The organism is Streptomyces sp. NPDC088766, from assembly GCF_044750845.1.
Classification (GTDB): Bacteria; Actinomycetota; Actinomycetes; order Streptomycetales; family Streptomycetaceae; genus Streptomyces.
In genome coordinates, this window is the sequence record NZ_JBIVKQ010000006.1 from 34294 (window position 1) to 60066 (window position 25773).

Here is a 25773-nt window from a genome sequence, read left to right on the forward strand (position 1 = left end):
CCGTGCGCTGGATCCTGCCAAGGGTTCCTACCAGGGGCCGAGCAGCGTCTCGGTGCGCGTGCTGCCGCAACAAGACGCCCGTGAACTCGGTGTGGCCGGTGTCGTTCTTACGGTCCAGCCCGCGGTCGGCGGCTCGGGGAAGGTCGAACTGGGCCTGGATTACGGTGCCTTCGCCCAGGCGTACGGCGGCAACTATGCCGACCGCCTGCACCTGGTCAAGCTCCCGGCCTGCGCATTGACCACTCCGCAAAAGGCCGCCTGCCGCACCCAGACCCCCCTCGCCACCGACCAGGACCCTGCAACCGAGGAACTGGCGACCACCCTGGCCCTCAAGGGTTCCCTGCCGCAGGCCTCCCCGTCCCGCGCCTCAGCATCCGGCCAGGCCAAGGTCACACCGGCATCGGCCGCCAGCCCGGCCGCGGCCGATGCAGCCGGCAGTACCGAGACGATGGTGCTGGCAGCTACCGCCGCCACCTCGACAGCAACAGGTGCGGCCGGCAGCTACGACGCTACCGCGCTGGCGCCGTCCGGCTCATGGACGGGCGGCAGCTCGTCGGGGGCGTTCACCTACAGCTACCCCATCGCCCCTGCCCCGTCGTCGGGTTCGCTCAAGCCGTCGGTGGGCCTGGCCTACGATTCGGGCTCGGTGGACGGACAGACTTCCTCCACCCAGGCCCAGGCCTCCTGGGTGGGTGACGGCTGGGCTACGCCGGATTCCTACATCGAGCAGAACTTCACCTCCTGCTCGGAGAATCCGGGAGGCAGCGCCTCGCCGGTGTCCAGCGGGGACCGCTGCTATGACGGACCCATCCTGACCATGTCCCTGAACGGCTCGTCCACCTCTTTGGTGAAGGACGACACCAACGGGACGTGGAAGCTGGCTGCCGACAACGGTGCGACCGTCAAGCACATCACCAACTCGAACAACGGCTCAGGCACCTACAACACCGACTACTGGCTTGTCACCGAACGAGACGGCACCCAGTACTACTTCGGCCGCAACCAGCTGCCCGGCTGGGCTTCCGGCAAGGCGACCACCAAGTCGGTGGACAGCGTCCCGGTGTACTCCGCGCACTCCGGCGACCCCTGCTACGACTCCTCCGGGTTCAGCGCCTCGGTGTGCACCATGGCGTACAAGTGGCACCTGGACTACGTCGTGGATGCGCACGCCGACGCCATGGCGTACTACTACGCCCAGAACACCAACTACTACGGCGAGGAAAACGGCGCCCGCAACGTCTCCTACGTCCGTGATTCCTACCTGGCCCGCATCGACTACGGCTTCCGCGACGGCGGCGCCTACGGCATCGTGCCCGACCAGGTCGTCTTCACCACCGCTCCTCGCTGCACCCTTGCCTCGTGCGACACGCTGTCGGCGAGCAACGCCGCCAGCCAGTACCCGGATGTGCCCTACGACCTGGTGTGCGCATCGGGGGCGACCTGCGCCGCGCACTCACCGTCGTTCTTCTCCACCGTCCGTCTGGCCTCGATCAAGGTGCAGCAGTACAGCGTGACGGCCGCCAAGTACCAGGCGATCGACACCTACACCCTGCACCAGAGCGAGCCGGCCACCGGGGACGGCACCTCCCCCACTCTGTGGCTGGCCTCGATCACCCATGAGGGTGATGTCACCACGGCCGGCGGCTCCACTTCCCCGATCGCGCTGCCGGACGTCAAGTTCGCCGGCGTGGGTCTGAAGAACCGGGTCGACACCGCCAATTTCCCCGGTCTGTACCGCTACCGCATCTCCGGCATCACCAGCGAGATGGGCGGACTGACCTCCATCAGCTACGACCTGCCGGATGCCTGCACCGCCACCTATGTGGCGTCGGCGGATCCCAAAACGAACACGAAGTCCTGCTACCCGGTGTCCTGGACGCCCAAGGACTACCTCAACCCGATCACCGACTGGTTCGAGAAGTATGCGGTCACCCAGGTCCTGGAGACCGACAGCACCGGCGGCGCGGTGGCCAAGCAGACGAACTACACCTACAACGGTGGCGCCGCCTGGCATCACGACGACAACGAGCTCGTCAAGGCCAAATACCGCTCCTGGGGCCAGTTCCGTGGCTACGCCAGCGTGGAGACCCGCACCGGTGACGGTGCCAACGACCCCCAGACCAAGACGGTCACCTCCTACTACCGCGGCATGGACGACGACTGGCTGTCCTCCTCCAACCGCCGCTCGGTGAACGTGACCGACTCCCAGGGCGGGGTGCACCCCGACAGCGACCAGCTGGCAGGCAACGCACTGGAGACCACCAGCTACACCGGTGTCGGCGGCAGCGTGGACCACTCCACCGTCACCTCGTACTGGATCTCCGCCGCCACGGCCAGCCGTGCCCGCCCGGGCCTGCCGGCCCTGACCGCTCATGCCACCAACGTCGCCGAAACCTGGAACCGCCAGGCCGTCACCAGCGGCAGCACCACGAGCTGGCGCGTCACGCAGACCGACAACACCTACGACGCCTCCCCCACGAACGACAACTTCGGGCTGCTGACCTACACCTACACCCACACGGTGCCCGCCAACGCCGCGTACGACCAGTGCACCGCGATCACCTACGCCAAGGCCAACAGCGCCACCAACCTGGTCGGGCTTGCGGCTTCCAAGGAGACCGACTCGGTCGCCTGCGCCGGCTTCAGCCAGAACACCCCGGCCACGGTTCCGAAGGCCTTCAACACCCTCACCGCGCCCACCAGCGTCTCCCGCCCGGACCAGGTGATCTCCGCGACGAGGACGTACTACGACGACACCAGCTTCGCCACCGCCTTCCCGCAGACGGCCGCGCCCACCAAGGGCGAGATCACCATGACCCGGCACGCCTCGGGCTACAGCGGCGGTGCGTTCACCTGGCAGACCCAGACCCGCGCCACCTACGACTCCTACGGCCGTCCCAAGGACGGCTATGACGCAGGCGGCAACAAGACCACGACCGGTTACACCGTGGACAGTGTCGGCCTGACCACCGGCACGACGGTCACCAATGCCAAGAACCAGACCACCAGCACCGTCACGGACCCCACCCGCGGTCTCACCCTGGTTTCCACCGACGCCAACGGGATAGCCGCCACCGTCCACTATGACGCGCTCGGGCGCACCACGGATGTGTGGCAGCACAGCCGGCCCACCACTGCCCCTGCCGACATCAAGTACACCTACACGGTTTCCCAGACCGGCCAGTCCGGCATCACCACCCAGAACCTGAACGACTCCCTGGGCTACGTCACCTCCTACACCCTCGTCGACTCGCTCGGCCGGTCACGGCAGAGCCAGGCACCGACCCCACAGGGCGGACGTCTGATCACCGAGTCGTTCTACGACTCACACGGCTGGGTGTGGAAGAAGAACAACGCCTACTGGGACGCCAACACCCTCCCTGCCCTGACGCCGGCCTCGGTGCAGGACTCCCAGATCCCCAGCCAGGACCGCTACACCCTGGACGGTCTGGGCCGCACAGTCGTCGCCGACTCCCAGCAGTACTCGGTGCTCAAGCAGAAGACCACCACCGTCTACAGCGGAGATGCCACCACCGTCATCCCGCCGACCGGCGGCACGGTCCAGACCACCCGCACCGACGCCTTGGGCCGCACCAGCGAGGTCGACTCCTACAGTGTCCGGCCGACGCTGACCATTCCCCTCAACACCTTCACCGGCCTGTTCTCCGTCAGCGGCGGCACCTTCAACGCGATCACCTACGGCTACGACGGGCACGGCAAGCAGAACACCGTCACCACCAAGGGCAGCACCTGGACCACCGTCTACGACCTGCTCGGCCGTGCAACGTCCAAGACCGACCCGGACGCCGGCACCACCAGCATGGTCTACGACACGGCCGGAAACCTCACGCAGACCACCGACGCCCGCGGCAAGAGCGTCTCCTACACGTATGACGTTCTGAACCGGCAGACCGGCAAGTACGCCTCCACAGTCGCCGCTCAGGCTCCGGGTGCGAGCGGTAACCAGATGGCCGCCTGGACCTACGACAACGACAACGCCGTCTCCGGCGTCACCAATCCGATCGGCCAGACCACCACCACGACCTCTTACAACGCCGGCAGCGCCTACACCACCCAGCAACTGGCCTTCAACGCCTTCGGTAAATCACTCGGCCAGTCCGTCACCATCCCGGCCGTGCACGGCGCGCTCGGCGGCAAGACCTACACCTTCCGCCATACCTACAGCGCCGACACCGGCCTGCTCTATACGGACAACTACCCCCTCGGCGGGGGCCTGCCCAACGAGATCGTCAGCCACGGCTACGCCACCGCCCTGGACCTGCCCAGCGGGCTGGGCACCCCCTCCTACGGCTACGAAAAGGGCACCACCTACAGCGCCTACGGCCAGGTACTGCAGGAAACCCTGGGCATGGGAACAAACCTGGCCTACCTGACCAACACCTACGATCCGCACACCGGAGCACTCACCGACCAGCTGGTGACCCGCTCCATCGCACCGGCAAAGGTCGACGAGCAGAACTACACCCGCGACCTCGCAGGCAACACCGTCAAGCAGGTATCCACCCGTCTGGGCGCCACAGCCGCCTCCGAGACCCAGTGCTACCAGTACGACGAGCTTGTCCGGCTTACCCAGGCGTGGACCGCCACCGACGACTGCAACGCCGCCCCCACCTCAAGCTCCCACGCGCAGGTCGGCGACCTGCTCGCCGGCGGCACCGCCTACTGGACCAGCTGGGACTTCGACGCCCTCGGGCAGCGCCAGCAGCAGGTCGAGCACTCCACCAGCGGCGGCAGCGACACCACCACCAGCTACGCCTACGACTACAACGGCAACGACACCGTCCAGCCCCACGCCCTGGCCTCCACTCAGGCCAGCGGCGCAAGCACCGCAGCCACCAGCTACACCTACGACAAGAGCGGCAACACCACCGGCCGCACCACCCTCGCCTCCGGCAACCAGACCTTGAACTGGAACAACGCCGGACAGCTCACCCAGGTCAGCGGCGGCAAGAGCGGCACCACCAGCTACATCTACGACGCCGACGGCAACGTCCTGCTCCAGACCGACCCCACCAGCACCACCCTCTACCTGCCCGGCGAACAGCTCACCCTCACCGGCACCACCACCACCGGCGTCCGCTACCTGCCCCTGCCCGGCGGCGGCACCGCAGTACGAACCGGCACCGCCGCCAACTACAAATTCAGCATCAGCGACCCCCACGGCACCAGCAACCTCTACCTCGACTCCACCGCCCAGACCCCCACATGGCGCCAGTTCACCCCCTACGGCGGCCCCCGCGGCGCCACAGCCAGCTGGATCGACAACCGCGGCTTCCTCAACGCCCCCGACAACGCCAACACCGGTCTCACCCAACTCGGCGCCCGCCAATACGACCCCACCCTCGGCCGCTTCGTCAGCCTCGACCCCCTCTTCGAAGCCACCGACGACCAACAACTCGCCGGCTACACCTACGCCGCCGGTAACCCCATCACCAAGAGCGATCCCAGCGGCCTGTGCGCGGGCCCCGACTGCCCCACCCGCAACTGCCCGTCCTGCATCAACTCCACGCCAGGTAACAAGGCCAGTGTTGACGCGGCAATGCGCGACCGCGCCGGCTCGGGCAGCACCCCCACCAACACCGTTGCCACCAAAAGCGGAACCGCGAACAGTGGAAGCGGAAGCGGAAAACGCATCATCCACTTGAGCAGCACCAAACACCACGCAAGTGGACTAGGCGGCTTCTTCTCCGGGCTCGGCGACCAGCTCACCGAAATGGGCACCGGCCTTGTCGACCAAACTCTCGGCAATCTCGGAACAGTCGGTGACTGTCTTCTTGGGGAAGGCTGGCAAAGCTGCGCTAACCTGACCGTACCGGGCGTCATCGCCACACAAGGTATCCCCGCCATCGAAGGCATGTGGGACACCGGCGTCAGCATCTACACCGAGTACAAGCAAGGCGACAGCGCCCACGCCACCGGCCGCATCGGCGCCTTCGTACTGGTGGAACTAGTCACGCGTAACGTTGGCGCTGCGCGTGCGTGCAAAAGTTTCACACCCACTACGCCTGTGTTGCTGGCCAACGGCAAATCGAAGCCCATCGGGAAAATCAAGCCTGGTGACAAGGTCGAAGCAGCAGACCCCAAGACCGGTAAGCACAAGGGGCTGCGTGCTGTCTCCGCGGTATGGATCAACCACGACTACGATCTCGTCGACCTCCGCATCCGCCAAGCAGACGGCACACTGAGCACCATCCACACCACGGCCAAGCACAAGATCTGGGACGACACCCTCCACAAGTGGGTACCCACTGGAAAACTCGCCGCTGGCCACGCCCTCAACACCGCTACGAACCAACACGTTCGCGTCATATCCGTGAGCGCTCGCCCGGGCGACCGGGATATGTACAACCTGACAGTCAACGACCTGCACACGTATTATGTGCTGGCGGGAGCCACACCGGTTCTTGTTCATAACTGCAACAGAGCCGGTTTGGATTTCACTGACGCCGAGAGACAGAAGGTCTACGACGCTAACGCCGCAAAGAATGACGGCGAGTATAAGTGTGACTATTGCGGACAGACGGTGGAACGGCGCGCATCGCGAGATGCCAATGGGAACGCCATCAAGGGAAGGCCCGACGACGCCCAGATCGACCACGTAGTGCCGAAGGTCGATGGCGGACACGGTGGCGACCATAACGGTGCTGTTGCCTGCCGTCGATGCAATAGGGATAAATCCACGAAAACCATGGACGAGTGGGACGATGAACTCAGAGACTTCCTCTCCCCCTAGCGGCGGCGAGTCGGCGATGACAGATAAGTCGGAGAGGCTGTACAAGGTAGCCTTCGATCTCCCTGACGAGACCGCCGATTGGGCTCGCGCCTCTTCGGAGCGACTCTGGACCGGGAAGACCTCCGTACAGATGGAGGTCCAGGTTCGGAACACTCCCTTCTACGTGAAGGGAATCTCCTTCGGAGACATTGTGCGAGTCAGAGCTGATCACGAGCGCAGAGAGTTCGTGTTCGAGGAGTTCGTGTCGGAGGCCGGGAATTCGACGGTCCGCGTCATCATCAAAGATGACGACGCAAGGGACATGATTGACACCATGCTCCGCAGCTTTGATTGCTCCTGGGAGATCGACACGACGGGGTACTTGTGGGCAATCAACGTGCCGCCGCACGTTGATTATGCGTCCATGAAAGCCGCTCTCCTTCGTGTTGCCGATGAAGGCAAAATCGGCATCGAAGAGGGCGCTCTTGCAAGGGCCCATCGCGATGGACTCGGATTGCCAGAGTCTGACCATTAATTGGATTCGCGAGAAGCCTCGCCGAATTTCGTTCCGGCGAGGCTTCTGGGGCAGGAGCCGTTGCATGATCACGTTTCGTCTGGAGTGCCGTGCTGGCCCGTCCTTGGAGGGCACATCCCGGTTCAGGGCGGGGGCGGACGCAGTGCGGGCACGGTCTCAATGATCATGTGAGTGTCGAAGTCCCATGAACACCTGGCGAGTCCGTGCCTGAATATCGCCTCTGGCTGTGGCGTTTCGTCGATGTCCCTGCAGTGAGGTGCCGCGTGCCAGTGAAGATCTGGGTCAGATGGTTCGCCGGTGCTGCCTTGTGTGCGTGCTAGACGGTGTCCCGTAAATGCTCTGAGACATGCTGGTTGACCTGCTTGTTTGCCTGTCATCCGGTGAGGGTGAGGTCGTGCAGGCGGGCGATGCCGAGCATGGCATGGTAGACGCCGTCGCTTCTGAGGCGGCAGTCGCGGAGGATCTTCCAGCTCTTCATGCGGGCGAAGGTGTGCTCGACGCGGGCGCGGACCTTGCGGTGGGAGGCGTTGTGCTCCTCCTTCCAGGCCGGCAGGTTCTCGTCCTCGTGCCGGCGGTAGTGCGGGATGGTCAGGCCGGTGCCGCGGTAGCCGCCGTCGGCGATCACCGTGGGAGTGGTGCCGACGGTGGCCTTCGCGCCGGAGTCCTGCCAGGCCCGGCAGTCGTTGCGGTTGCCGGGCAGCGGTTTGCCGACGGCGACGACGAGGCGGGTGTCGGCGTCGATGACGACCTGGTGGTTGGTGGAGTAGCGGTAGTTCTTGCTGGAGGCGGCCACGGTTCGGTCGCGGGTGGGGACCAGCGTGCCGTCCACGATGAGCACGGTGTCCTTGCGGAACCGCCGCCGGGGCTGGAGGGCGAGAGCCGGGCCGAGGTGGTCGACGATCCGGTCGGCCGCCGACTTCGAGACGCCGAACAGCGGGGCGAGTTGGCGCAGGGTGAGGTTGGTGCGCCAGTACGCGGCCACCAGCAGCACCCGGTCCTCGAGCGGCAGCGAGCACGGCCGGCCCTTGCGGACCGGATCGGCCCCCTCGCGCCGTAGCGCGGTGATCAGCTTGTTGAACTGCCGCGGGCTCAGCCCGGTGAACGGGCCTGTCCACGAGGGCTCCGACGCCGTGATCACACCAGCCACGGCAAGATCATCTCACCTCTGACCAGCAGTTACGGGACAGCCTCTAGTTGTCCTCTACCGCGGCGGGTGGGCCGACATCGACTACATAATTGATGCTGACGACGCTGGTGTAATCCCTGCTCCAATGGTGGTTTCCGCTCAGGCGTTCGCCTCCCTACTCGATGTCTGCATCACACGTGTCTTCGGCATCAGCTACGACGTCGAGTAGAGACCAGATCTCAAATGCGGTCTCAAGTGTGCTTGTTTTCCGTCAGAGTGGAGTGCCGTCGGGGTGGTGGTGGATCTAGGAGAGGCCTCCCAGGTCGAGACGGTAGCGGGTGCGGGTGACGGCTACGTAGGCCAGGCGGGCTTCGGCGCCATCGATGGGGTCGGGCGATGAGGTAGCTGTCGTCTGGCCTCTGATGTTGCGGTCCTTCGGGCGGGCGAAGTCGTCTGCGATGAGTACGCGGGGCCATTCGCGGCCTTTGGCTTTGTGGGCGGTGGAGACGATTACCTGGGCGTGCGGTTCGGGGGTGAGCCGTGCGACTGCGGTAAGGATGGTTTGGGTGCCATGGGTATCGACAAGGTTGACCAGGGGCTGCAGGTCGCGTCCGGCGGGGTCATGGGAGGCGTAGTCCTGCAGGGCGCCCCAGTGGGGGAAGAGGGTCAGTTCCGGATGGTGGGTACGGCGGCCTTCTTTGAGGTCGCGGGCGGCGAGGGCGAGGCTGTGCAGGCTGTCTCCTCCGCCGGCCAGGGCGACGCGGAGTCCGGCTGCCATGAGGGTCATGACCTTGGCCATGGCGCCGACATTGGTTCGGCACAGAACTGCGTCCGGCAGGGTGACGGAGCCGATTTCGGTGGGCACGGCGGAGGTGCCGGTGAGGCGGATCGGTGCTTCGGCGAGGGCGAGCCAGCGGTTGGCTTCGGCGGCGAGGCGGGGGCCGAAGCGGAAGGACTGTGACAGGGCGAGCTGGGTGCCGTCGAAGGCGGTCATGATGTCTTTGGCGCCGCGCCAGTGGTAGATGGCCTGGGCGGAGTCGCCGACCATGACGAGCTGGGCGTGGTCGCGCTGGGCGAGGAAGATCTGTTCGACGACGGGGTTGGTGTCCTGGGCTTCGTCCAGGAGCAGGAAGTCGGCGTGGATTTTCGGCCGGGTGAGGGCCCAGATCTTCAGGTAGTGGTCGTGGTCAAAGCGGACTGTGCCGTCTTCGGGGTGTTGCAGGTCGGCCCAGGCTTTGCGGGCGAACGGGACGATGTGGGCGGCGAGTTCAGCATGGAGGTCGGTGTCTTCCAGGCCGCGCAGATGAGGTACGTGGTGGGGGGTGATGGCTTCGTCGGCGGTGTGGCAGAAGCGGGTGACGGTGCGCAGGGTGGCGTTGGAGAGGGCTCTTTGTGTGACTTCGCGGTCTGCGATGCGGATGGCTTGGGTGATGCCGAGGGTTTGTCCGGTCTGCCAGGCCGGGCGGCGGGGTGCGTTGAGGCGGCGGGTGTAGCGGTGGCCGACGGCGGCGTAGGCGAGGGCGTGGGCGGTCTTGCACAGCACGTTCTTGGGGAAGCGGGCGGTTGCGTCCTGGGCGATGGCGCGGTTGTAGGCGAGGTAGCGGCCGCGGCGGGTGGTGGTGCGGGCGAGGAGGGTGAGGGTGGTGGTTTTGCCGGTGCCGGCGCCGGCTTGCAGGGCCAGGTGGTCGCCTGTGTGGAAGGCGTCGGCGGCGGCGGTCTGTTCGTCGGTGGGGTTCATCATGGTGCTGCTCCGGTGTCGCGGGTGAGGGCGTGCCCGACGGCAGCCAGGAGGTGTGCGAGGGTGGTGCTGGTGAGCAGTTCCTGTACTGCTCGGTTGAGGCGGGCGCTCTCGTCGGTGGCGTGCCGGGCCAGGGCGTGGTGGACCGACTGGGTCAGAAAGCGTTCGGGAGAGTGTCCGGCGTGCTGTGCGGCCTGCTGGATGAGGGTGTGAGTGGCGGGTGGGAAGGCGATGTTGATGAGGATGTTTCCGTCCGGGTCCGCGTAGTGGGTGGTGATCACGTCGATGGGCAGGCGTCCGTTCAGGCGTCGGCGCAGTCGGTGTGCGGCGCGGTGGGGGGTCTTGGCGGGCCAGAGGGCCATGAGGCGGGTGGCGTCGTGGTTGGCGGCCAGGGGCACGGTGCGGGCGGCGTGGTGGAGTTCGGCCTGGGTGAGGGGTCGTGTCAGGAGGATCTCGAGGGCGTGGTGCGGCATTCTCACGCCTTGTCGTGGCGGCGGGTCGGTGGGTGCGGGAGGCGGGTGTGGATGTGTGCTGCGTGCAGGAGGGGGTCGAAGACCTGCCATCCGGTCAGGGCGAGGTCGGCGGCGCCCGGGGTGGCGGCGTGGGCTGGGCAGCGCTGGGTGCGCCAGCGCAGCTGTTCGGCGTAGGGGAGGTGGCCGAGGTCGTAGACGGCCATGAGCTGTGCGGGCAGGGTGAGCTGGCCGCGTTGGGGGCCGGTGGGCAGCAGTGTCCACTGGCCGGCGGGGAAGCGGGGGTCGAGGACGGTGTGGGGGCAGCGGTGGCGTTGGCGGGTCTGGGCCACGCATCGGATGTCCTGGATGGGGCTCTCGGCGAGGTAGCGGTTGAGCAGGAGTTGCACGGCCGGACGGATGTGGTGAGGGGTGGGTGCGGCAGGTCGGGGTGGGGTGGGTGGTGCCGGTGTGAATGCGCCGGTGTCGATGAGGCGGCGGGTGCGCAGGGCGAGTTGGCGGCGCAGGTCTTCCAGGTACGGTCCGGCCTGTGGAGGTGAGGCGGGGTGGGGGCAGATGGCTTGGTGAGGGATGCGGCACCATGCGCTGCCGTCACCGTGGGGGTGCGCGGTTCCTCCGCTCAGGTGCCAGCGGCAGGGGGCGGGGATGTGGCGGGCGGCCAGTTCGGCCGGGTGCAGGGCGATGGGCTGCTGGTCGGCGCGCTGGTAGATGTCGATTCGGTTTCCGCACCGGCGGCAGTAGCCGTTCTGGCCTGCGCGCAGCAGGCGGCTGGGGCTGATGGCTGCTACGCGTAGCGGCCGGCGGGGGCGGGCGGTGCGGTAGTTGCTGTCTTTGTGGTGGGCGGGGTCGGGGCGCATGCGGGGACCGTGCCAGGCGACACGCCGCGGTGGCGGAGACGGCGCCCGACATGTCCTGCGGATGGCCCAATAGCGGCGAACTCATGCCCGAGTGGGCGCGTGAGGGTTCGATGCCTGCTCGTCGGTTCGGGTGATTCGCTAAGGGTCGGACCGTGGGCTGCGAGCGGGGGTCAGGAAGCGTTCGGGCCAGGTGGGGTGTGGTTGTCGCAGAGTGTGCCGAGGAGTTGCTCGATGGGCACGTTGAAGGTGTGGGCGAGGGCGTGCCAGGTGGTGAGGCTGCCGGTGGTGCGGCCGTGTTCCAGGTCAATGAGGGTGCGGCGGGCCAGGCCGCTGCGTTCGGCGAGTTGGTCGAAGGTCCAGCCGCGTTCGCCCCGCAGGCGCGCGAGTTCGACATGCAGCGCGGTGAGGTCGGGGTCGGGCGGCAAGATCGTCACTCCACCATCCGACGGTGCAGGAGCCTGCCCTGTCAGTGCAGACTTCTGCACTATTTGTGGTGGGGAGAGTGACGTTCGCGGTGCACGGGTCTGCACTACGGTGCAGGCGTCCTGGCACCTGCCGCCGGGGCATCCGCCATGGCGGTACGTTCGATGGGAGGACACCAGGCCGATGAGGCTGGCCGGCGTACAGAGCGCGATGCGGCGTATGTGGACTGTGGAACTGCATCCGCTGGCGGGCGGACCGCGTCTGGTCTGCACCCACTGCGCGGCGAGCACGGCTCCGCTCGAAGCTGCATCCGCCCGGTCCGCCGTTCTTGAGCATCTGGCCTGCCACGCACGCACCGACGTGCTGCCCGAGCATCTGCGGACATGCCAGTGCCGGGAGCGGGGCTGCAGCTGGCATCCGCGGCACCGCGGCTGCGGCGGGCCGGTCCTGCTCGCTCTCACCCGTGACGGCAGGGGCCGGGCCTGGCGCCTGGCCGACACGTGTGCCGCCTGCGCCGCCGCCACCAGCCACACCGCCATCGTGCCGGCCACCTGGCTCAGCCCCCGCCGGCATGGCCAGACGGCCACCTCGCCGACTCCCCAAGGTAAAGAGACGGCCGCTGAACCGGACGAGCAGATCCGTGTGCGGCACATGCTCACCTACCTGGCCTCAGCACTCCCCCGGTTCACCTCCCCCGCCGCCCGGCTCCTGGCCCTGCAGTGCGCGCTGCGCAGCGACTCCCGCGGCCGCGTCCGGCTTCCGGCGGGGCTGCTGCGCAGCATGCGCCTGCTCAGGAGCCGGGAGGTGTGGCAGGAACTAGTGCAGGACCGGTGGCTGGAGATGCCGGTGCTGCGGTCGGCGCCGGTGACGGTGGTACTGCTCGACGATGGGGTACTGGGGCAGGCGCCCAGCCGCGGTGCGCGCCGTCGCGCCGCTCACTGGGCGCTTCACGGCACACCGCTTGTGCCGCCGGCCGCAGCTCCGCCGGCACTGCGGCTGACCGCGCTCGTGCTGGCGGTGCACTCCTGCGGATCTGCCGGGCACGGCACCGACATGGACGTCCTTGCCCGCCTGTGCGGGCACTCACCGCACCAGATAGTCGACCTGATGGACCGGCTGGTGGCCGTCCGCACGCTGGCCGCGTGGAGTCACAACCGGGAGACCGACGAGGTGTCCTGGCGCCTGCCTGTTCGGCGCACGCACCCTCGTTCCCCTGGTCACGAAACCCGACACCGGCCCCTTTCCGGGTAAAGCCGACTCCAAGTTCTTCGGGAACATTCCACTCCGGCTGTCCGTACTATCTCTACGGCAGGGCTGTACGCAGTGCGCACCACTGTCGTCCTGCCCCGCCGGGGAGGGCACGCATACGTGAGATGCCCTTCGCCGCCAGCTTCGAGCAGGGAAAGGCCGTGCACCTCATGCCTGAGAATGCTTCCGCCACCGAACTGACCTCTCAGTACACCGCTCAAGTCACCGCCGATCTCGAACGCAACACCAAGGAGCAGGACCGTGTCGGTGGGGAAATCGCCGCGCTGAACGAGCAGTTGGCCGCCCTCCAGCGTGACCATGCGGTGCTGGTCAGCATCCAGCAGGCCATCGGCGCCGTGGCACCGGCGCCCTCTGAGGCGGCGCAGCCGTCCGACAGCCCGGCGGTGCCGGCTCCCCGCAAGAAGGCCGCGGCCAAGTCCGGGGCTGGCAAGCGGACACGGTCGAAGAAGCCGGCGTCCAAGGTTTCTGCCGCGGCGCAGAAGGCGGCTCCTGCCAGCGCGGACAAGGCCGAATCCTCGAAGTCGGCGCAGCCCAGCGTGGTCGACCTGGTCCGCGGTCATCTCGCCGGACAGAGCGAACCGCGCTCGGCGGCTGAGATCACCGCAGCTCTCGGCCAGGCCCATGCGGGGCGTACCTTCAAGACGACCGTGGTGCGCAGCACGCTTGAAGGTCTGGTCGCCAAGAACCAGGCACAGCGCGCCAGGCAGGGCACGTCCGTCTTCTACACCGCTGCCGACGTGGCCGACGTGGCGCAGGCGGCCGAGCCGGCACAGACGAAGGATCAGCAACCCGCATCCGTCGCCTGAGACGCCGCCAGAGCGTGTGTCGGAAGTGGTCCAGGTTGGCTGATGTGACTGGGCGGGGGCGGAGTTATCGATATGTCGGACCGGTCGAGCTGAAGGCTGCGGTCCGGCCTGGTGACGGCGGGCGTCGGATCGGCTCGGCAGCTGACTTCGGTGGCTGGATCGCGGAGCAATCGGCGGCGGAGCTGGCCGAACCGTTCACCTTCGTGGTCGGTACGGACGGTGTGCTTCGGCTGGCGCCGCGGCGAAGCGAGCACGTGGCCTGTGCCGGCGGAGACACGGTTCTGGGTGCCGGCGAGATCAGTTTCGTGCGTGAGGCAGACCGGTGGACCGTGAACGAGGTCAGCAACCAGTCCACCGGATACTGTCCGGACGTCAGCTCCTGGGCGGAGGTTGCCCGCGCTCTGGACGCTGTGGAGCTCCGGCGGCCTTCCGGCTTCACCCACGAGGTGGTGTTCCGGCGGTGCACCGACTGCCAGGAGCACAACATCGTGCGCGAGGACGACTTCGTCTGCGTCTTCTGCGGCAGCGATCTGCCCGCGGCATGGAACGTGGATCCCACCGCGTGACGGCCGGGGGTTACAGCCACTCGTTGATGGCAGCGATCAGGGCGGTCGCCTCAAAGCGGACGGCGAGGTTGTCGTAGCGCGTGGCGACAGCGCGGTGCCTGTTGAGTCGGTTGATCCGGCATGCGATCGCATGGCGCTCGCGGTAGTCGACCGGGTCGAAGCGCGGAGGTCGGTCGCCGTGAGAGCCGAGCTTTCGGCGGTTGCGTGCCTGGTCGGCCTTGTCCGGGACGGTGCAGCAGATCCCACAGCGGCGCAGGTAGGCACGGTTCCTTCGGGAGGCGTACGCCTTGTCGGCCCGCAACGGTCGGGGGGACGTGTGGCCGGTCCGGCCCGATGCGGAGCATGCGAACCTTTGCTGGCACGGGTTCGCATTGCGGCGAGTCCCCGTGCTGTCCTGTCGTTACCACGATCGACATGGGCTTCTGTCCCTTGCTCGGCGGCCAGGTGCAGCTTGGTGGTGAACCCGCCGCGCGAGCGGACCAGCTCGTGATCACGCGGCTCGGTGAATACGCCGCTCGGCAGTTCCTTCTGCGGACTCTCCTTCTTACGGGCCCCGGCCGCATGCTGGTGGGCGCGGCAGACCGTGGAGTCGACACTCAGGTCCCGAACGATTGCGCCGTTCACATTGCCCGGGGACTGGAGGGGGTCAGGATGCGGTGCCAGGCGCCGTTCCGCTGCCATTGGCAGAACAGGCCGTAGACCCGGCTCCAGGGTCTGTACTCGATGGGAATGTCCCGCCATGGAACACCGGTCCGGACTCGAAACCGTATGCCATCGATCAGCTGTCGCCGAGGCCAGACGGGCGGTCGTCCCGCCTTCATCCCCTTCGGCAACCACGGCTCCAGTGCTGCCCACTACTCGTCCGCGAGATCTCCCCGACTCATGAACCGTGATCATCCACAGCCCAAGATCGGCTTTCGATACATGGCCTACGTCGCTGCCCCGGTAAGTGGCTCGGCCGGACGGGAGCGGGAGCGTTGTCCCTGGCCGGTACGTCTGCACGCGAATGTGCCCGGGCGGGCCTTGGTGTGCTGTGCCGGGTTGGTCAGCGTGGGCGCCAGGTGCGGATTTCGAGGTGGAGGATGTGGGCACCGGGGTGGATGCGCCCGGTCTCCGTCAGCCACTGGTGTACGGCCGCGGTGACGTCGCCACCGGCGGCGTTGACGCGGCGGGCGAAGTCGGCGGCGTCCAACCCGCCGGTCTGTGCGGAGCCGTAGGAGCGTTCTTCGGTGTGGTCGGCGCGCTGGATGACGTCGCGGCGGATACCGGGTGAGTCGGTGCGGCTGCCGGAGGGGTGGAGGTAGGCGGTTTTCGCCAGCCGGACGGTGAAGGCGAGGCGCAGGTTGCGGCGGGCGGCCTCGGCGATGAGGGGGCGCAGGCGGGCGGAGCCGGAGGCGATGGCCTGGGCGCCGACGCGGCCGGTGCCGGAGCCGGTGGGGGTGATGAGGACGGCTTTGGTGCGGACGCGGGCGCGGGTGCCGGAGGCGGTGGTGCGGCGGGTGGTGTGGCGGGCGGCGATGGCGGCGAGTTCGGGCAGGTCGGTGATGCCGCCGGTCTCGATGGCGGTGAGGACCTGGCGCAGGGCGGGGACGAAGGCTGCGCCTTTGTTCTTTGTGTAGAACTGTGAGACGAGGGAAGGGTCGCGGTTGATGATGCGGGCGATGTCGCGTTTGGTGTAGCCGGCTTGTTGGAGCCGGTCGGCCAGGTGTGCGGCCTCGTTCAACTGACCGGGTTGTGCTGTGGGGTGGTGGCGTCGTGTGGGCGGCATCAGTTTTCCCCGTGGGCGGTGAGGTGGGCGCGTCCGGCGTCGCGCAGGGTGAGGAGTTCCTCCTCGTTGGTCGGTGCGGTGAGGGGGCCGGGGAGGTGGCCGCGCAGGAGGTAGTCGCCGGGCTGGCTGTGGTAGGGCCAGGTCTGGGGCTGGGTGAGGTAGAGGGCGTCGGTGCGGAAGGCGACGACGCTGCCGGGTGGGGTGTGCAGGGCGCCGGCGTAGGTGTCGTCGTCGCGGTGGCGCTGGCTGAGGAGGGCGGCGCGGGCGCCGGACCAGATCGCGGCGGCCCATTCGGGGTGGGCGTTGGGGTCGCGGGTGAAGCCGGTGGGCTTCTGCCAGGTGATCAGTGCTTCGTCGAAGGCGATGATTTCGGCGTCGGGGGGCACGTCGCGTTCCATGGTGCGGGGGGTGGTGCCGGTGACCATGCGGGGGCGCTGGGCGAAGGAGCCGATGCCGTAGAGGAGGATGGAGCGCACGGCGCGGGAGGCGAGGTGGGCGGCCCTGGCCTGTTGGGCGTCGCCGTGGAAATGGGCTTGGGCGGAGAGGTTGGCCCAGGTCTCTTTGAGTTTCTTGGCCCAGTCCTCGAGGGGTTTGCCGTCCTCCCACAGGATGCCGTCGAGGATCTCGATCTTCCACGGCGCCAGGGGGTTGGTCAGGGCGGTATGGAGTTCGGGGCCGCCGGCCCAGGTGGTGAAGGTGGCGCCGGGCTGGGCGGGGTAGTGCCAGGTGCGGTCGCCGGGGGCGGGGGCGGGGAGCAGTCCGACGTGTTCCCAGCCCTGTGGGACGGTCACGCGAACGTGCCAGTGCCCGCACCCGTACAGGGCGCGCATCTGTTCCTTCTCCGACCAGGCGGCGAAGGTCGCGGCGGTGATGCGGCGGGGGGGGCCGACCGGGGATTTCCAGGTGTGTTTGGCGTAGGCGAAGGTGCGGTCGTATTCGACGAGTTGGGGCAGCTGGTCGGGGATGCGGGGTGGGGTGATGAGTTCGTTGCGGCCCTGGCCTGCGGTGGCGTGGAGGAGGCCGCGCAGTTCCTCGGACAGGACGGGGTAGCCGTCGGCGTGCTGTCCGCGGGTGGGGATGGTGCGGGTCCACAGGTCGCGGCCGGTCTGGGAGGGGGAGCCCATGAGGACGGCGTCGTTCCAGTGGCGGCGTAGGGCCTGCCAGAGCAGGACGAAGGCGTCGCGGATGACGGCGGGGTCGTCGCCGTCGGTGTCGAACCACTCCCCCGCCGAGCGGATCTCGACGTGTTGGTCGCTGCTTGCGCGCTGGTAGCGGCCGACGGGGTTGCGGGCGTGGACGAAGTGCCCGGCCATGCGGTCACGGCCGCGGCCGGTGTCGGTACGCCAGTCCGGGATGGGGGCGTTGAGCCAGGCGGCGACGGCGTCGCGGAGGTAGGGGTAGCGGTCGGCGTCGCGGTGCCAGGGGTCGCCGGCGGTGATGTAGATCCGTTCCACGCCTTCGGGGAGGGCGTGGAAGACGGCGGTGAGGATGTCGGCTGCGGTGGCGGCGCCGAGGTCGAGGCGGTGGGTCTGGTTGCGGTGGACCAGGACGCCGGTGGCGGCGTCGAGGAAGACGGTGGAGCGGGCCTGCTGGGTGAAGTTGGGCCGGGTGGAGGCCAGGCCGGTGGTGTGGGAGAACCAGGCATCGCCACTCGTGTCCGTGGGGATGGCGGGCAGTTCTCGAGGAGCCTCAGTTGCCGTGGGCGGCTCGGCGGCGGCAGTTTGGGTCGGAAGCGGTGTGAGAGCCGAGCGCGGGGCGGTGGTGGTGATCGCGGGGGCGGCGGCTGCCGGCTGCGGCGAGGGCGGTGCGGGTTCGGCAGCGGCCCGGGCCGCGGGCGGTTCGGCGGCCGGCGGGGGCGGGGCGTCGCTCCCGGGGAGGTTGTCGGGCGCCAGGGCCGGGACGAGGGCGACGACGTCGGCTACGCCCAGTCCGGCCGCAGGGGCGATCCGCTCTGCCTTCGCCTTCTCGTAGGAGGACAGCTGGACGATCTTCTTGTTGCGGTCGGCTTCCAGTTTCGCCAGTTCTGCCCGGGCCTTCTTGATCGCATCCCGCACGGTGCGCAGCTCGGCGAGCGCTGTGTTGTAGCTCTGTGCGTCCATCGGGGGTTTCCTTGTCCGGGCCGGTGTCAGCCAGCAGTGCGGGTGTTCACGTAGGCGATGGCTCCGCCTGAGTGGGAGGCGAGCCTGGTGCCCAGCAGTAGCTCGGCGAGCCGGCGGTCGGCGTCGAGGCTGGACGTGATCGATGTGTGCGGGGCGACCAGGTCGGTGACATAGCCGGCGAGGCGGGCGTCGGGGAAGGCGTGACGGCCTTCGGTGTTTTTCTCCCAGCGCTCCAGGCCGGTGAGGACGGCCACCACGTAGCCGGACAGGGTCACGGGCAGCACTCCCCCGGTTGCCATGCTGGCCGGGTCGCACCGCCACCAGCCGCGCAATGCCTTGAGGAGGGTGTCGGGGGTGAGGGTGGCGGCGAAGCCGATCCAGTCGCGGTCAGGTTCATCCGCAAGCTGGGCCGTGTCCACGCGCAGCACGGCGATCTCTTGGGCGTCGAGCTGGTGCAGGGGTGCAGGGCGGCGTGTGCTGAGGGCCTGTACAGCACTGAAGGGGATCATGACGCGCACTCCGCGTCGGGAGAGGCCGGGGAGCAGCTCGGCATGGACGAGGCGTCGGAAGGTCGTGATGGCGCAGCCGAGTTCTTCGGCTGCCTGTCCGGTCGTCACGAGCACGCCTACCCCTCCCCCTTCTATCGAACTCTGTTATCTGATTGGGGACTCACTGTAAGTCTTCGGGTGAGGCAGCGTCAAAGTGCGCATGCCTCCCTGTCGCAGCGCGCGGATTCAAGGAGAGTGCGACTGGGGAACCGACAGTGCCGACGGGACCGGGATGAGCGCTGGGCACCCTGGCCTGCCCTCCACGAACCGGCGACGCCGCATGCGACGGCGACGGGGCGCGGGCAAGGTCAGCAGCGGCACGACCCCGGCCGCCAGGCCGTACGGGCCTCGAGGTGCCCTCGCTCCAGAGCGGGCGAGGCGGATGCAGCCAGCAAGCGGCCGCATCCGCGCGGGTATGGCCGGTTGAAGCCGGCGACGCACAGGCGCTCTTGATCCGGGCGTGCCAAGCCTCGCCCTGCGGCTCGCGGTCAACTCGAGGCCCCTTCCCGGCGCAAGCGGTGCGGCACTGCACGGCAGCCCGTCCGGCCCGCCGGACCGGGTAGGCGAGTCGCGAGGCAGTCAAATGACGAATGCGCCCACAGGCGCTCCGGCGCACGCGCCATCTGATTTTTCACGCGCCGACTTACGATGCATCAGGAAACTTCAAAAGCAGAAGTTTTCAAATCTGATCACGCACGTTCGCTAATTGACGTTAACGTGGCAAGGCCGAAGCTTGCCTTTGACCTCGAGGGTTGTTTCGCACGTGGATGCGGCCAGGTTTTCGGTTAACGTCTCACTCTATTGGCCGTGCGATCCGCAAGCGCGCTAGTCTCACGCAGGGTAGGGACCCCGGCCCAAGGATGGCACCAACAGACCAGGGTCCCTGCGCATTTTGAACAGCCTTCAATCCTGTGAGGAAAAGATGACTGACCCCAATGTCGTCCAGGGCACCGTGATGTCCGGGACGCCTCTGGACGGTAGCAATTCCGGCCGGTATTACGCACGCCTGCGTGCCTTCGCTGTCACGGTCAGCCTGAGCCCTGTCGTGGTGCTGACGTTGTCCTTCGTCCTGCCGTCCGTCAGCCAGTGGTCTGCTGCCGCATGCGTGGCGTTCGCCGCCGTTGCGGCAGGAGCAGCGCGCACTTCGCGGATCGAGTACCTCTGGGCCCGCCTGGACTGAACCGTCTCTTCGGGTGGCCGGCGGCCTGCAGTAGTTGCCGCCGGCCACCCGGAGCCTCGTGTTCAGGAACATCGGGGGGCAGCGGTCCGCCCGGCGTGGGATACAAGGAAGGAATACGAGCGTGACGGTTGATCCATCCCAGCTGGAGCAGTGTCCGGTGTGCAGGGGCCCGATGGTGCAAAACACTGGAACCGGACGGCGCCGCCTTTATTGCAACGTCAGCTGCCGTCGGCGAGCCCAGCGTGAGCGGAAGGCACGCAAAAAGCCGATCGCCGCCGTTCAGGGGCCTCTGGGTGCTGAGGTGGCGACCGAGGTGCGCCGACTCGCGCAGCAGTTGCTGGACAGCGAGATCCGCCAGGAGGAACTGGGGACGCTTTTGGAGAGAGCGGAAGTGATCCGCCGGGAGCTGGATATCTATACCGCGGCTGCGGTGCAGGATGCCCGCCACCGGGGTGAGAAATGGGATGCGATAGCTAGGGCCGCACATGTCGCTTCGGAGACGGCGCGGGCGCGGTGGGGGCCTGAGCGGGTCGCCCGGATGATGGAACTTCATGCGAACGACAAACGGGCTGCGCCTGCCCGATGGCGCGGCTTTCCACCTGCTCGGCTCGCCGATACGTCGGAGGGTACAGCCGGCGATCCGAGCCCTCACGTGGTGTCCCCGGCCGATCATCTGGCGTCGGCGCTGACGCAGCTGCAGGCGTCAAGCGGCCTGACGATCCGAGAAGTTGCTGACGAGACCATGCTTTCGCCGTCGTTCATCTCCCGTGTCCTGTCGGGTGACCGGCTGCCTACCTGGGATCTCACCTGCTCCCTGGCGCGGTTGTTCAACGCTGAAGCAGCTGAGCTACGTGTGCTGTTCGAGGCGGCGCACGGAATGACGGCGCACGGGCGTCAGCCGGTCGGGGTCGCCATCGCTCAGTTGCACGCCGCGGTGCGGGGCCTGCACAAGGCGGCCAAGTCGCCTTCTGCGGAACGGATCGAGCAGCTCAGTTCCAAAGCGGTGACCGCGCTGGAGGCTCGGCGTGTCCTGGCCGGCATCGACGTTCCGGAGTGGGAAGTGCTGGCCGCTCTCGTGTCGACGCTCGGGGGACGGCCCTACGATTTCAAGCCGTTGTGGGAGGCCGTGCATTACACCTTCTTGATGTGTGACGACCCCCGTCTCCCGGAAGGCACGGCGCACATCGCCGTGCCGGAAGAGTGACCGTGAACGGCCCCCGCCCTGTCGCCCGCATGGAACAGACGTCGGCCGCCGTCGCGCGGCGGCACGCTCCTGTTGGCCCGCAGGAGCATCGCGCTCAGCGCACCGCGCTGACGGCCTACACCGCTTTCCGTGAACGTCACTATGCCCCCTATCTGCAGTACGCCTCGTTGCGGATCGGGCGGCGCCAGGCGGCCGAGAGGGTGGTCACTGCGGCATTCACCGAGCTGGCGGTGTCCTGGACCGCGGTCTTGGGCAGTGCTGGTCCCGCGGCCGTCGCCTGGCGGATCCTGCACGACCACGTCGACCGTGCGACCGGATGCGGCCCAGCCATAGTCGCGAGAGGGCAGGACATGCAGATGCTGCACAGCGACGCGTGTTTTCTGCACGAGCAGATGCACCTGAGCCGTGACCGCATCGCCGAGGTCCTCGGGATACGGCCATCGGATCTTCCCCGGCTGCCGTCCCTCTCCTCTGAGGAGTGAGTTTTCCGGCCGTTGCACCTCATGGCGGCACGCCTTGTCCCTACACTCCATCGCATCGCAGTGCACGCCGGCGGGGCGTGCGGGGGCGGGAGGGAAGACGCGCGTGAGCTTGCCGTACGGGGTAGATGTCACGGTTCCCAGTGTGGCCCGCATGTACGACAGTCTCCTGGGGGGCCAGGACAACTACCCCGCGGACCGCGCGGCCTGCGAGCAGCTGCTCACCCGGGTGCCCAGCATGCGAGAACTTGCCCTGAACAACCGGGAGTTTTTGCGCCGCGTGGTCCATGTCCTCGCCGCCGACTACGGTATCCGCCAGTTCATCGACCACGGTTCCGGGCTGCCCACGCAGGACAACGTCCACGAGATAGCCCAGCGGGTGGACCCCTCCAGCAGGGTGGTCTACATCGACAGCGACCCCATCGTCCGTGCCATCGGCGGCGTCTTGCTGGCGAGCAATGACAACACCGCTGTGCTCCAGGCGGACATGCGTGATACCGACACCATCTTCTCCAGTGAAGCGGTGGGCCGGCTCATTGATCCCAGTGAGCCGGTGGCGGCGCTGTTCGTGTCGGTCCTGCACTGCATCCCGGATCGTGACCGGCCGGCGGAGCTGGTCGCCCGGGTAGCGGGCCGGCTGCCGGCCGGGAGCATGATGGTGGTCTGCCAGCTGGTCAGCGATTCCGCTCCGGTCCGTGACTTCGTCAGCCGTTTCATGGACGAGCAGACGCAGGGCCACTGGGGACGGGTGCGGGAGAGGAAGGACGTCGCCGGCTTCTGCGCGCCCCTGGATTTGGTCCAACCGGGCTTGGTGGAGGTCTCCTTGTGGCGGCCCCGTCCCGACGACGTACCCGCTCAGCTCAGCTGGGAGTGGGAGGAGTACGGCGGGGTCGGTTTCGTCAGGCGCTGACCGCGCACTGCCGGTCGGCGGCGCAGCTGGTGCGGTCACCGCCAGGTGCGCAGTGCCTGTTCGAGGAGTGCCGGTGTCTGGCTGGCCGGGTTGGCCACGCCGCACAGGTTGTTCAGGATGGCCTGGTAGCGCTCAGAGTCGGAGGGCTTGTCCCGGTAGATGGCTCCTTCGTACTGCTCGAGGTAGACCATGTCGGGCAGGTACTCGGGGGTGAAGAACCGCAGGTGCACGACCGGGTGCCCGATGGCGCCGGCGGCGCCCACGGTCAGCGGGGCGATCTGAAGGTGCAGCCGGTAGGGCATCTCCTCCAGCAGCGCGAGCAGATGCTTGATCTGCCGGTACATCACCCCCGGTGTGCCGACCGGGCGGCGAAAGACTTCCGAGTCCACCACGGCCAGCAGGACCGGCGGCGACTCCGCGCGGCGCAGCATCTCGATGCGCTGCATCCGCAGGGCCACGCGTTCGGCGATCTCTCTGGCCGGCTTGGTCGGGTGGACCGCCCGAATCACGGTCTCGGCGTACTCCTCGGTCTGCAGCCAGCCCGGCACCAACTGAGGCTCGTAGGAGATGATCCGGCGGGCGGCCGGTTCCATGGCCAGCAGCGGACGCAGGAGCGGCGGCGCCGCGTTGGCGTAGGGCTGCCACACCTCTGGTTTGGCGGCTTCCTGGACCAGACGGGCGACCCTGTCCCGTTCATGGGGATCCCTCATCTGGTAGACGTCCAGGAGCTGCTCGACATCAGCGAGCTTGAAGGCCGCCCGGCCGGTCTCCATGCGGCTGATCGTCGCCTCGGAGGTGTGGATGCACCGGGCAGCCTGCCGCGGTGCCACTCCTGCGTGGTCGCGGCAGCGTCGCAGGTATCCCGCGAGCGCCTTGCGGTGCGCCAACGGGCCCCACTCCGGCCGGTGCGGGAATCCAAGGATTGACGGCGCCTGACGGTCGGCTGCCATACGGGCACTCCAATTGAGCTGCTGAGAGGCAGGAGTGTCACACCCATACCCCCACCGTGTCAGGCCGTGGCCGCATCCTCACTTTCAGTCACGACAAGGTGAAGTCGAAGTCGCCGTCCTTGACTCCCCCGAGGAAGGCCGCGATCTCCTCACGCGTGTACACGAGGACGGGACCGTCGGGGAACCGGGAGTTGCGCATCGCCACGTGCCCGCCGGAAAGGCACGCGACCTCGACGCAGTTGCCGTTCCCCCCGCTGCGGCGGCTCTTGCGCCAGCACGCTCCTTCGATCGCGCCTGCACTGACACCGTTTTCCGCCCGCTGCACAGCTCACCACCGCATCTCTCCGAGTCGGCCGGCACCGAGGCTCCCCTTGCCTCCGTCGGCAGCCAGGTCGACCACTAGTACGAATAATCGCGTCCTGCAATTGCACGGTCGCGCTTGCAGGAACGAGGAGCGGGCCGGAATAGTGACGGGCACGACAGCACGTCGTGCATGAAGAGCGCGGCACCAGGTTCCGGGGGACGGACGATGACGCCACGGGTCGAGGGCACATCCCAGCCACATTCCACGTCTACCGCGCCCGACGAACGAAGACACCAGGCGCTGTTCCTCGGCGAGCCGCCCGCATCCACACCGAACCTCGCCGTCCGCTCCGGCCTGGGCAGCACTCCCTTTACCGCCCGCCGCATTCCTGTCGCCTCTGAGCACTGCTGCTATATCGCGCGTCAGTTCACTCGCCAGACGGTTCGCCGCTGGAATCTGCACAGCATCCGCGACGATGCCGTCCAGATCGCTTCCGAACTCGTCGCCAACGCCGTGCGTCACGCCCGCCCCGACGGAGCCGCGGCGGACGATCCGCAGGCCGGGGTCTGGCTGGCTTTTACTCTGCGTCCTCGCACCCTTCTGTGCGTCGTACGCGACCCCAGCCAGCTCAGCCCCAGGCTCACCGCTCCCCCGCTGATGGCCGAAGGTCACCGCGGGCTTCCCATCGTGAACGCCCTCAGCAATACCTGGGGTTGGACCACAGAGGCCCAAGATCGGGGGAAATCCGTCTGGGCGCGCATGGAACTGCGAGCTGCATAACAGCGGCTACCGCAGTGAGCTCTTCAGAGTGACCGCTGATCGGGTGGCGCGATACGTCTCCGTAGCGCACGAGGATCCGTGCCGTTGAGGGAAGTGTTCGCAGCCTCAACTCATCTGGGCAAAAGCCTCGTTGTCTCCCTATATCGTGTTGCAGAAGGCCGCGGACTTGCAGGTCAGGGCCCGATCACGGCTAACGAGCTCGTGCACGGTAAGCGGTGAGGCGTTGAGCTCCTGATCGTTGATCATGGTCGTGTGGTGGGGAACGCGTCTCGTGCAGCGATCATCAGCGACCGGAGGATCACGGGCCCGTCGGCCGACGTGATCGCTGAACTCGTGGCTGAGCTCGGCCCGTTGTGGCATGAACGGCACCAGGCCAGGCTTGCGTCCAGGCCGCGGAAGCAGGCGATCGGTGCCGGCGCGAAGCACCGGCTGGTCTTCGTCGACCGGCTCATGGCCGCCCTCGTGCACCTCCGACACGGGGTCACCCACGACGTGCTGGCCTGCTGGTTCGGGGTGGACCGCTCCACCATCACCCGCGCCGTCGGTGAGGTGCGGCCCCTGCTGGCCGAGCGCGGCTGCACCGTCAGTCCCGGAGTGCGGTTGCGGACCTTGGCCGAGGTCGTTAGAACTCTTGCACTGGCTGCACCGCTACAACACCGTCCGACGCCACTTCCACCTCGGACATCGCAGCCCGATCACCCACGAGCGAGCACTCCGAACAACATCAACTACGTCGTCCGAAGCCGCATAACCCGTGTTCAGGATCAGAGGTCAAGGCTTCTCGTGTGCACAGCGGCAGCCGTGCGAGCCCCGTGAGTGGTGAGCGGGTGGATGATGCCGTATTCGAAAGGCCAAGGCCCTGGTGGCTGCTTGACGCCGGCAGGACAGGTGCTGCAGCGTCGCATGGGTCTGATACGCCCTGGCTTGGCGTGCCGAACGTGTCTCAAACCTAAAGCGAGTTCATGCAGGACATGATTCTTTCGGTCATTTGTTCCCATGACTGGCTCGGGATGCAACGCGTGTAGCTC

General features: G+C 67.6%; 22 protein-coding genes and 1 pseudogene. 11 read left to right on the forward strand and 12 right to left on the reverse strand.

Annotation, left to right across the window (positions count from 1 at the left end; translation table 11 throughout):
* The first annotated feature begins 646 nt into the window (after window positions 1–646).
* Window positions 647–6754 (forward strand): RHS repeat-associated core domain-containing protein, encoded by a 6108-nt coding sequence (locus ACIP5W_RS10655; RefSeq protein WP_401469854.1) that lies wholly within the window; start codon window positions 647–649, stop codon window positions 6752–6754.
* On the forward strand, window positions 6726–7268 hold the full coding sequence (locus ACIP5W_RS10660) for a DUF4265 domain-containing protein (protein WP_401469857.1): 543 nt from the start codon (window positions 6726–6728) through the stop codon (window positions 7266–7268). The genes ACIP5W_RS10655 and ACIP5W_RS10660 overlap by 29 nt, the downstream gene beginning before the upstream one ends.
* A 373-nt stretch (window positions 7269–7641) precedes the next feature.
* Here the strand turns inward: ACIP5W_RS10660 and ACIP5W_RS10665 are convergent, their stop codons facing one another.
* The 5 genes from ACIP5W_RS10665 to ACIP5W_RS10685 all read right to left on the reverse strand — a co-directional run bounded on the left by ACIP5W_RS10665 (window position 7642) and on the right by ACIP5W_RS10685 (window position 11893).
* On the reverse strand, window positions 7642–8415 hold the full coding sequence (locus tag ACIP5W_RS10665) for a transposase (protein WP_401469860.1): 774 nt from the start codon (window positions 8413–8415) through the stop codon (window positions 7642–7644).
* Window positions 8416–8698: 283 nt separating this feature from the next.
* Complete coding sequence (locus tag ACIP5W_RS10670) at window positions 8699–10132, reverse strand: UvrD-helicase domain-containing protein (RefSeq protein ID WP_401470445.1); 1434 nt, start codon at window positions 10130–10132, stop codon at window positions 8699–8701.
* Window positions 10132–10605: a hypothetical protein gene (locus tag ACIP5W_RS10675; RefSeq protein WP_401469863.1), complete on the reverse strand. Its 474-nt coding sequence runs from the start codon at window positions 10603–10605 to the stop codon at window positions 10132–10134. Before ACIP5W_RS10675 ends, ACIP5W_RS10670 begins: the two co-directional genes overlap by 1 nt.
* Before the next feature lie 2 nt (window positions 10606–10607).
* Window positions 10608–11459: a DUF6083 domain-containing protein gene (locus ACIP5W_RS10680; RefSeq protein WP_401469866.1), complete on the reverse strand. Its 852-nt coding sequence runs from the start codon at window positions 11457–11459 to the stop codon at window positions 10608–10610.
* Between the two features lie 170 nt (window positions 11460–11629).
* The gene (locus ACIP5W_RS10685; protein WP_401469869.1) at window positions 11630–11893 is read right to left on the reverse strand and encodes a helix-turn-helix transcriptional regulator; all 264 of its coding nucleotides are present in this window, start codon (window positions 11891–11893) and stop codon (window positions 11630–11632) included.
* A gap of 208 nt (window positions 11894–12101) precedes the next feature.
* Here ACIP5W_RS10685 and ACIP5W_RS10690 point away from each other — a divergent pair, with 208 nt between their 5' ends.
* The 3 genes from ACIP5W_RS10690 to ACIP5W_RS10700 all read left to right on the forward strand — a co-directional run bounded on the left by ACIP5W_RS10690 (window position 12102) and on the right by ACIP5W_RS10700 (window position 14523).
* Window positions 12102–13133: a hypothetical protein gene (locus tag ACIP5W_RS10690; protein WP_401469872.1), complete on the forward strand. Its 1032-nt coding sequence runs from the start codon at window positions 12102–12104 to the stop codon at window positions 13131–13133.
* A gap of 122 nt (window positions 13134–13255) precedes the next feature.
* The gene (locus ACIP5W_RS10695; protein ID WP_401469875.1) at window positions 13256–13957 is read left to right on the forward strand and encodes a hypothetical protein; all 702 of its coding nucleotides are present in this window, start codon (window positions 13256–13258) and stop codon (window positions 13955–13957) included.
* Window positions 13958–14001: 44 nt separating this feature from the next.
* The gene (locus tag ACIP5W_RS10700; protein WP_401470448.1) at window positions 14002–14523 is read left to right on the forward strand and encodes a hypothetical protein; all 522 of its coding nucleotides are present in this window, start codon (window positions 14002–14004) and stop codon (window positions 14521–14523) included.
* A 10-nt stretch (window positions 14524–14533) separates the two neighbouring features.
* Here ACIP5W_RS10700 and ACIP5W_RS10705 read toward each other — a convergent pair.
* The 4 genes and pseudogenes from ACIP5W_RS10705 to ACIP5W_RS10720 form a co-directional block, all read right to left on the reverse strand.
* Window positions 14534–15344, reverse strand: a pseudogene (locus ACIP5W_RS10705) (IS5 family transposase).
* 224 nt (window positions 15345–15568) lie between these two features.
* The gene (locus ACIP5W_RS10710; protein WP_401469878.1) at window positions 15569–16291 is read right to left on the reverse strand and encodes a helix-turn-helix domain containing protein; all 723 of its coding nucleotides are present in this window, start codon (window positions 16289–16291) and stop codon (window positions 15569–15571) included.
* Window positions 16291–18390 carry a hypothetical protein gene (locus ACIP5W_RS10715; protein ID WP_401469881.1) on the reverse strand — a complete coding sequence of 700 codons (2100 nt, stop codon included), beginning with the start codon at window positions 18388–18390 and terminating at the stop codon, window positions 16291–16293. The genes ACIP5W_RS10710 and ACIP5W_RS10715 overlap by 1 nt, the downstream gene beginning before the upstream one ends.
* A gap of 26 nt (window positions 18391–18416) precedes the next feature.
* The gene (locus tag ACIP5W_RS10720; RefSeq protein WP_401469884.1) at window positions 18417–19013 is read right to left on the reverse strand and encodes a helix-turn-helix domain-containing protein; all 597 of its coding nucleotides are present in this window, start codon (window positions 19011–19013) and stop codon (window positions 18417–18419) included.
* An 847-nt stretch (window positions 19014–19860) separates the two neighbouring features.
* Between ACIP5W_RS10720 and ACIP5W_RS10725 the strand changes: the two genes are divergently transcribed.
* The 4 genes from ACIP5W_RS10725 (at window position 19861) to ACIP5W_RS10740 (ending at window position 22711) form a co-directional block, all read left to right on the forward strand.
* Complete coding sequence (locus ACIP5W_RS10725) at window positions 19861–20118, forward strand: hypothetical protein (protein WP_401469887.1); 258 nt, start codon at window positions 19861–19863, stop codon at window positions 20116–20118.
* A gap of 121 nt (window positions 20119–20239) precedes the next feature.
* Window positions 20240–21322: a helix-turn-helix domain-containing protein gene (locus ACIP5W_RS10730; protein ID WP_401469890.1), complete on the forward strand. Its 1083-nt coding sequence runs from the start codon at window positions 20240–20242 to the stop codon at window positions 21320–21322.
* 29 nt (window positions 21323–21351) lie between these two features.
* Complete coding sequence (locus ACIP5W_RS10735) at window positions 21352–21804, forward strand: hypothetical protein (protein WP_401469892.1); 453 nt, start codon at window positions 21352–21354, stop codon at window positions 21802–21804.
* Between the two features lie 103 nt (window positions 21805–21907).
* Window positions 21908–22711 (forward strand): SAM-dependent methyltransferase, encoded by an 804-nt coding sequence (locus ACIP5W_RS10740; RefSeq protein ID WP_401469895.1) that lies wholly within the window; start codon window positions 21908–21910, stop codon window positions 22709–22711.
* Between the two features lie 35 nt (window positions 22712–22746).
* Here the strand turns inward: ACIP5W_RS10740 and ACIP5W_RS10745 are convergent, their stop codons facing one another.
* Window positions 22747–23661 (reverse strand): helix-turn-helix domain-containing protein, encoded by a 915-nt coding sequence (locus ACIP5W_RS10745; RefSeq protein WP_401469898.1) that lies wholly within the window; start codon window positions 23659–23661, stop codon window positions 22747–22749.
* 88 nt (window positions 23662–23749) lie between these two features.
* The gene (locus tag ACIP5W_RS10750; RefSeq protein WP_401469901.1) at window positions 23750–23986 is read right to left on the reverse strand and encodes a DUF397 domain-containing protein; all 237 of its coding nucleotides are present in this window, start codon (window positions 23984–23986) and stop codon (window positions 23750–23752) included.
* 204 nt (window positions 23987–24190) lie between these two features.
* On the opposite strand from ACIP5W_RS10750, the gene ACIP5W_RS10755 reads away from it, so the two are divergent.
* Window positions 24191–24745 carry an ATP-binding protein gene (locus tag ACIP5W_RS10755; protein WP_401469904.1) on the forward strand — a complete coding sequence of 185 codons (555 nt, stop codon included), beginning with the start codon at window positions 24191–24193 and terminating at the stop codon, window positions 24743–24745.
* Between the two features lie 138 nt (window positions 24746–24883).
* On the opposite strand, the gene ACIP5W_RS10760 is transcribed toward ACIP5W_RS10755, so the two are convergent.
* Complete coding sequence (locus ACIP5W_RS10760; protein WP_401470469.1) at window positions 24884–25222, reverse strand: hypothetical protein; 339 nt, start codon at window positions 25220–25222, stop codon at window positions 24884–24886.
* Between ACIP5W_RS10760 and ACIP5W_RS10765 the strand changes: the two genes are divergently transcribed.
* Window positions 25196–25561, forward strand: a complete 366-nt coding sequence (locus ACIP5W_RS10765; protein WP_401470451.1) for a transposase family protein — start codon at window positions 25196–25198, stop codon at window positions 25559–25561. The genes ACIP5W_RS10760 and ACIP5W_RS10765 overlap by 27 nt on opposite strands.
* The last annotated feature ends 212 nt before the right edge of the window (window positions 25562–25773 follow it).

Excerpts from the sequence above, each read along its gene's own strand:
- ACIP5W_RS10660 (WP_401469857.1), top strand. The coding sequence starts at position 6,726 with ATGAACTCAGAGACTTCCTCTCCCCCTAGCGGCGGCGAGTCGGCGATG.
- ACIP5W_RS10670 (WP_401470445.1), bottom strand. The coding sequence starts at position 10,132 with ATGAACCCCACCGACGAACAGACCGCCGCCGCCGACGCCTTCCACACA.
- ACIP5W_RS10675 (WP_401469863.1), bottom strand. The coding sequence starts at position 10,605 with ATGCCGCACCACGCCCTCGAGATCCTCCTGACACGACCCCTCACCCAG.
- ACIP5W_RS10680 (WP_401469866.1), bottom strand. The coding sequence starts at position 11,459 with ATGCGCCCCGACCCCGCCCACCACAAAGACAGCAACTACCGCACCGCC.
- ACIP5W_RS10690 (WP_401469872.1), top strand. The coding sequence starts at position 12,102 with ATGTGGACTGTGGAACTGCATCCGCTGGCGGGCGGACCGCGTCTGGTC.
- ACIP5W_RS10695 (WP_401469875.1), top strand. The coding sequence starts at position 13,256 with ATGCCCTTCGCCGCCAGCTTCGAGCAGGGAAAGGCCGTGCACCTCATG.
- ACIP5W_RS10710 (WP_401469878.1), bottom strand. The coding sequence starts at position 16,291 with ATGCCGCCCACACGACGCCACCACCCCACAGCACAACCCGGTCAGTTG.
- ACIP5W_RS10715 (WP_401469881.1), bottom strand. The coding sequence starts at position 18,390 with ATGGACGCACAGAGCTACAACACAGCGCTCGCCGAGCTGCGCACCGTG.
- ACIP5W_RS10725 (WP_401469887.1), top strand. The coding sequence starts at position 19,861 with ATGACTGACCCCAATGTCGTCCAGGGCACCGTGATGTCCGGGACGCCT.
- ACIP5W_RS10735 (WP_401469892.1), top strand. The coding sequence starts at position 21,352 with ATGGAACAGACGTCGGCCGCCGTCGCGCGGCGGCACGCTCCTGTTGGC.
- ACIP5W_RS10745 (WP_401469898.1), bottom strand. The coding sequence starts at position 23,661 with ATGGCAGCCGACCGTCAGGCGCCGTCAATCCTTGGATTCCCGCACCGG.
- ACIP5W_RS10755 (WP_401469904.1), top strand. The coding sequence starts at position 24,191 with ATGACGCCACGGGTCGAGGGCACATCCCAGCCACATTCCACGTCTACC.
- ACIP5W_RS10765 (WP_401470451.1), top strand. The coding sequence starts at position 25,196 with ATGGCCGCCCTCGTGCACCTCCGACACGGGGTCACCCACGACGTGCTG.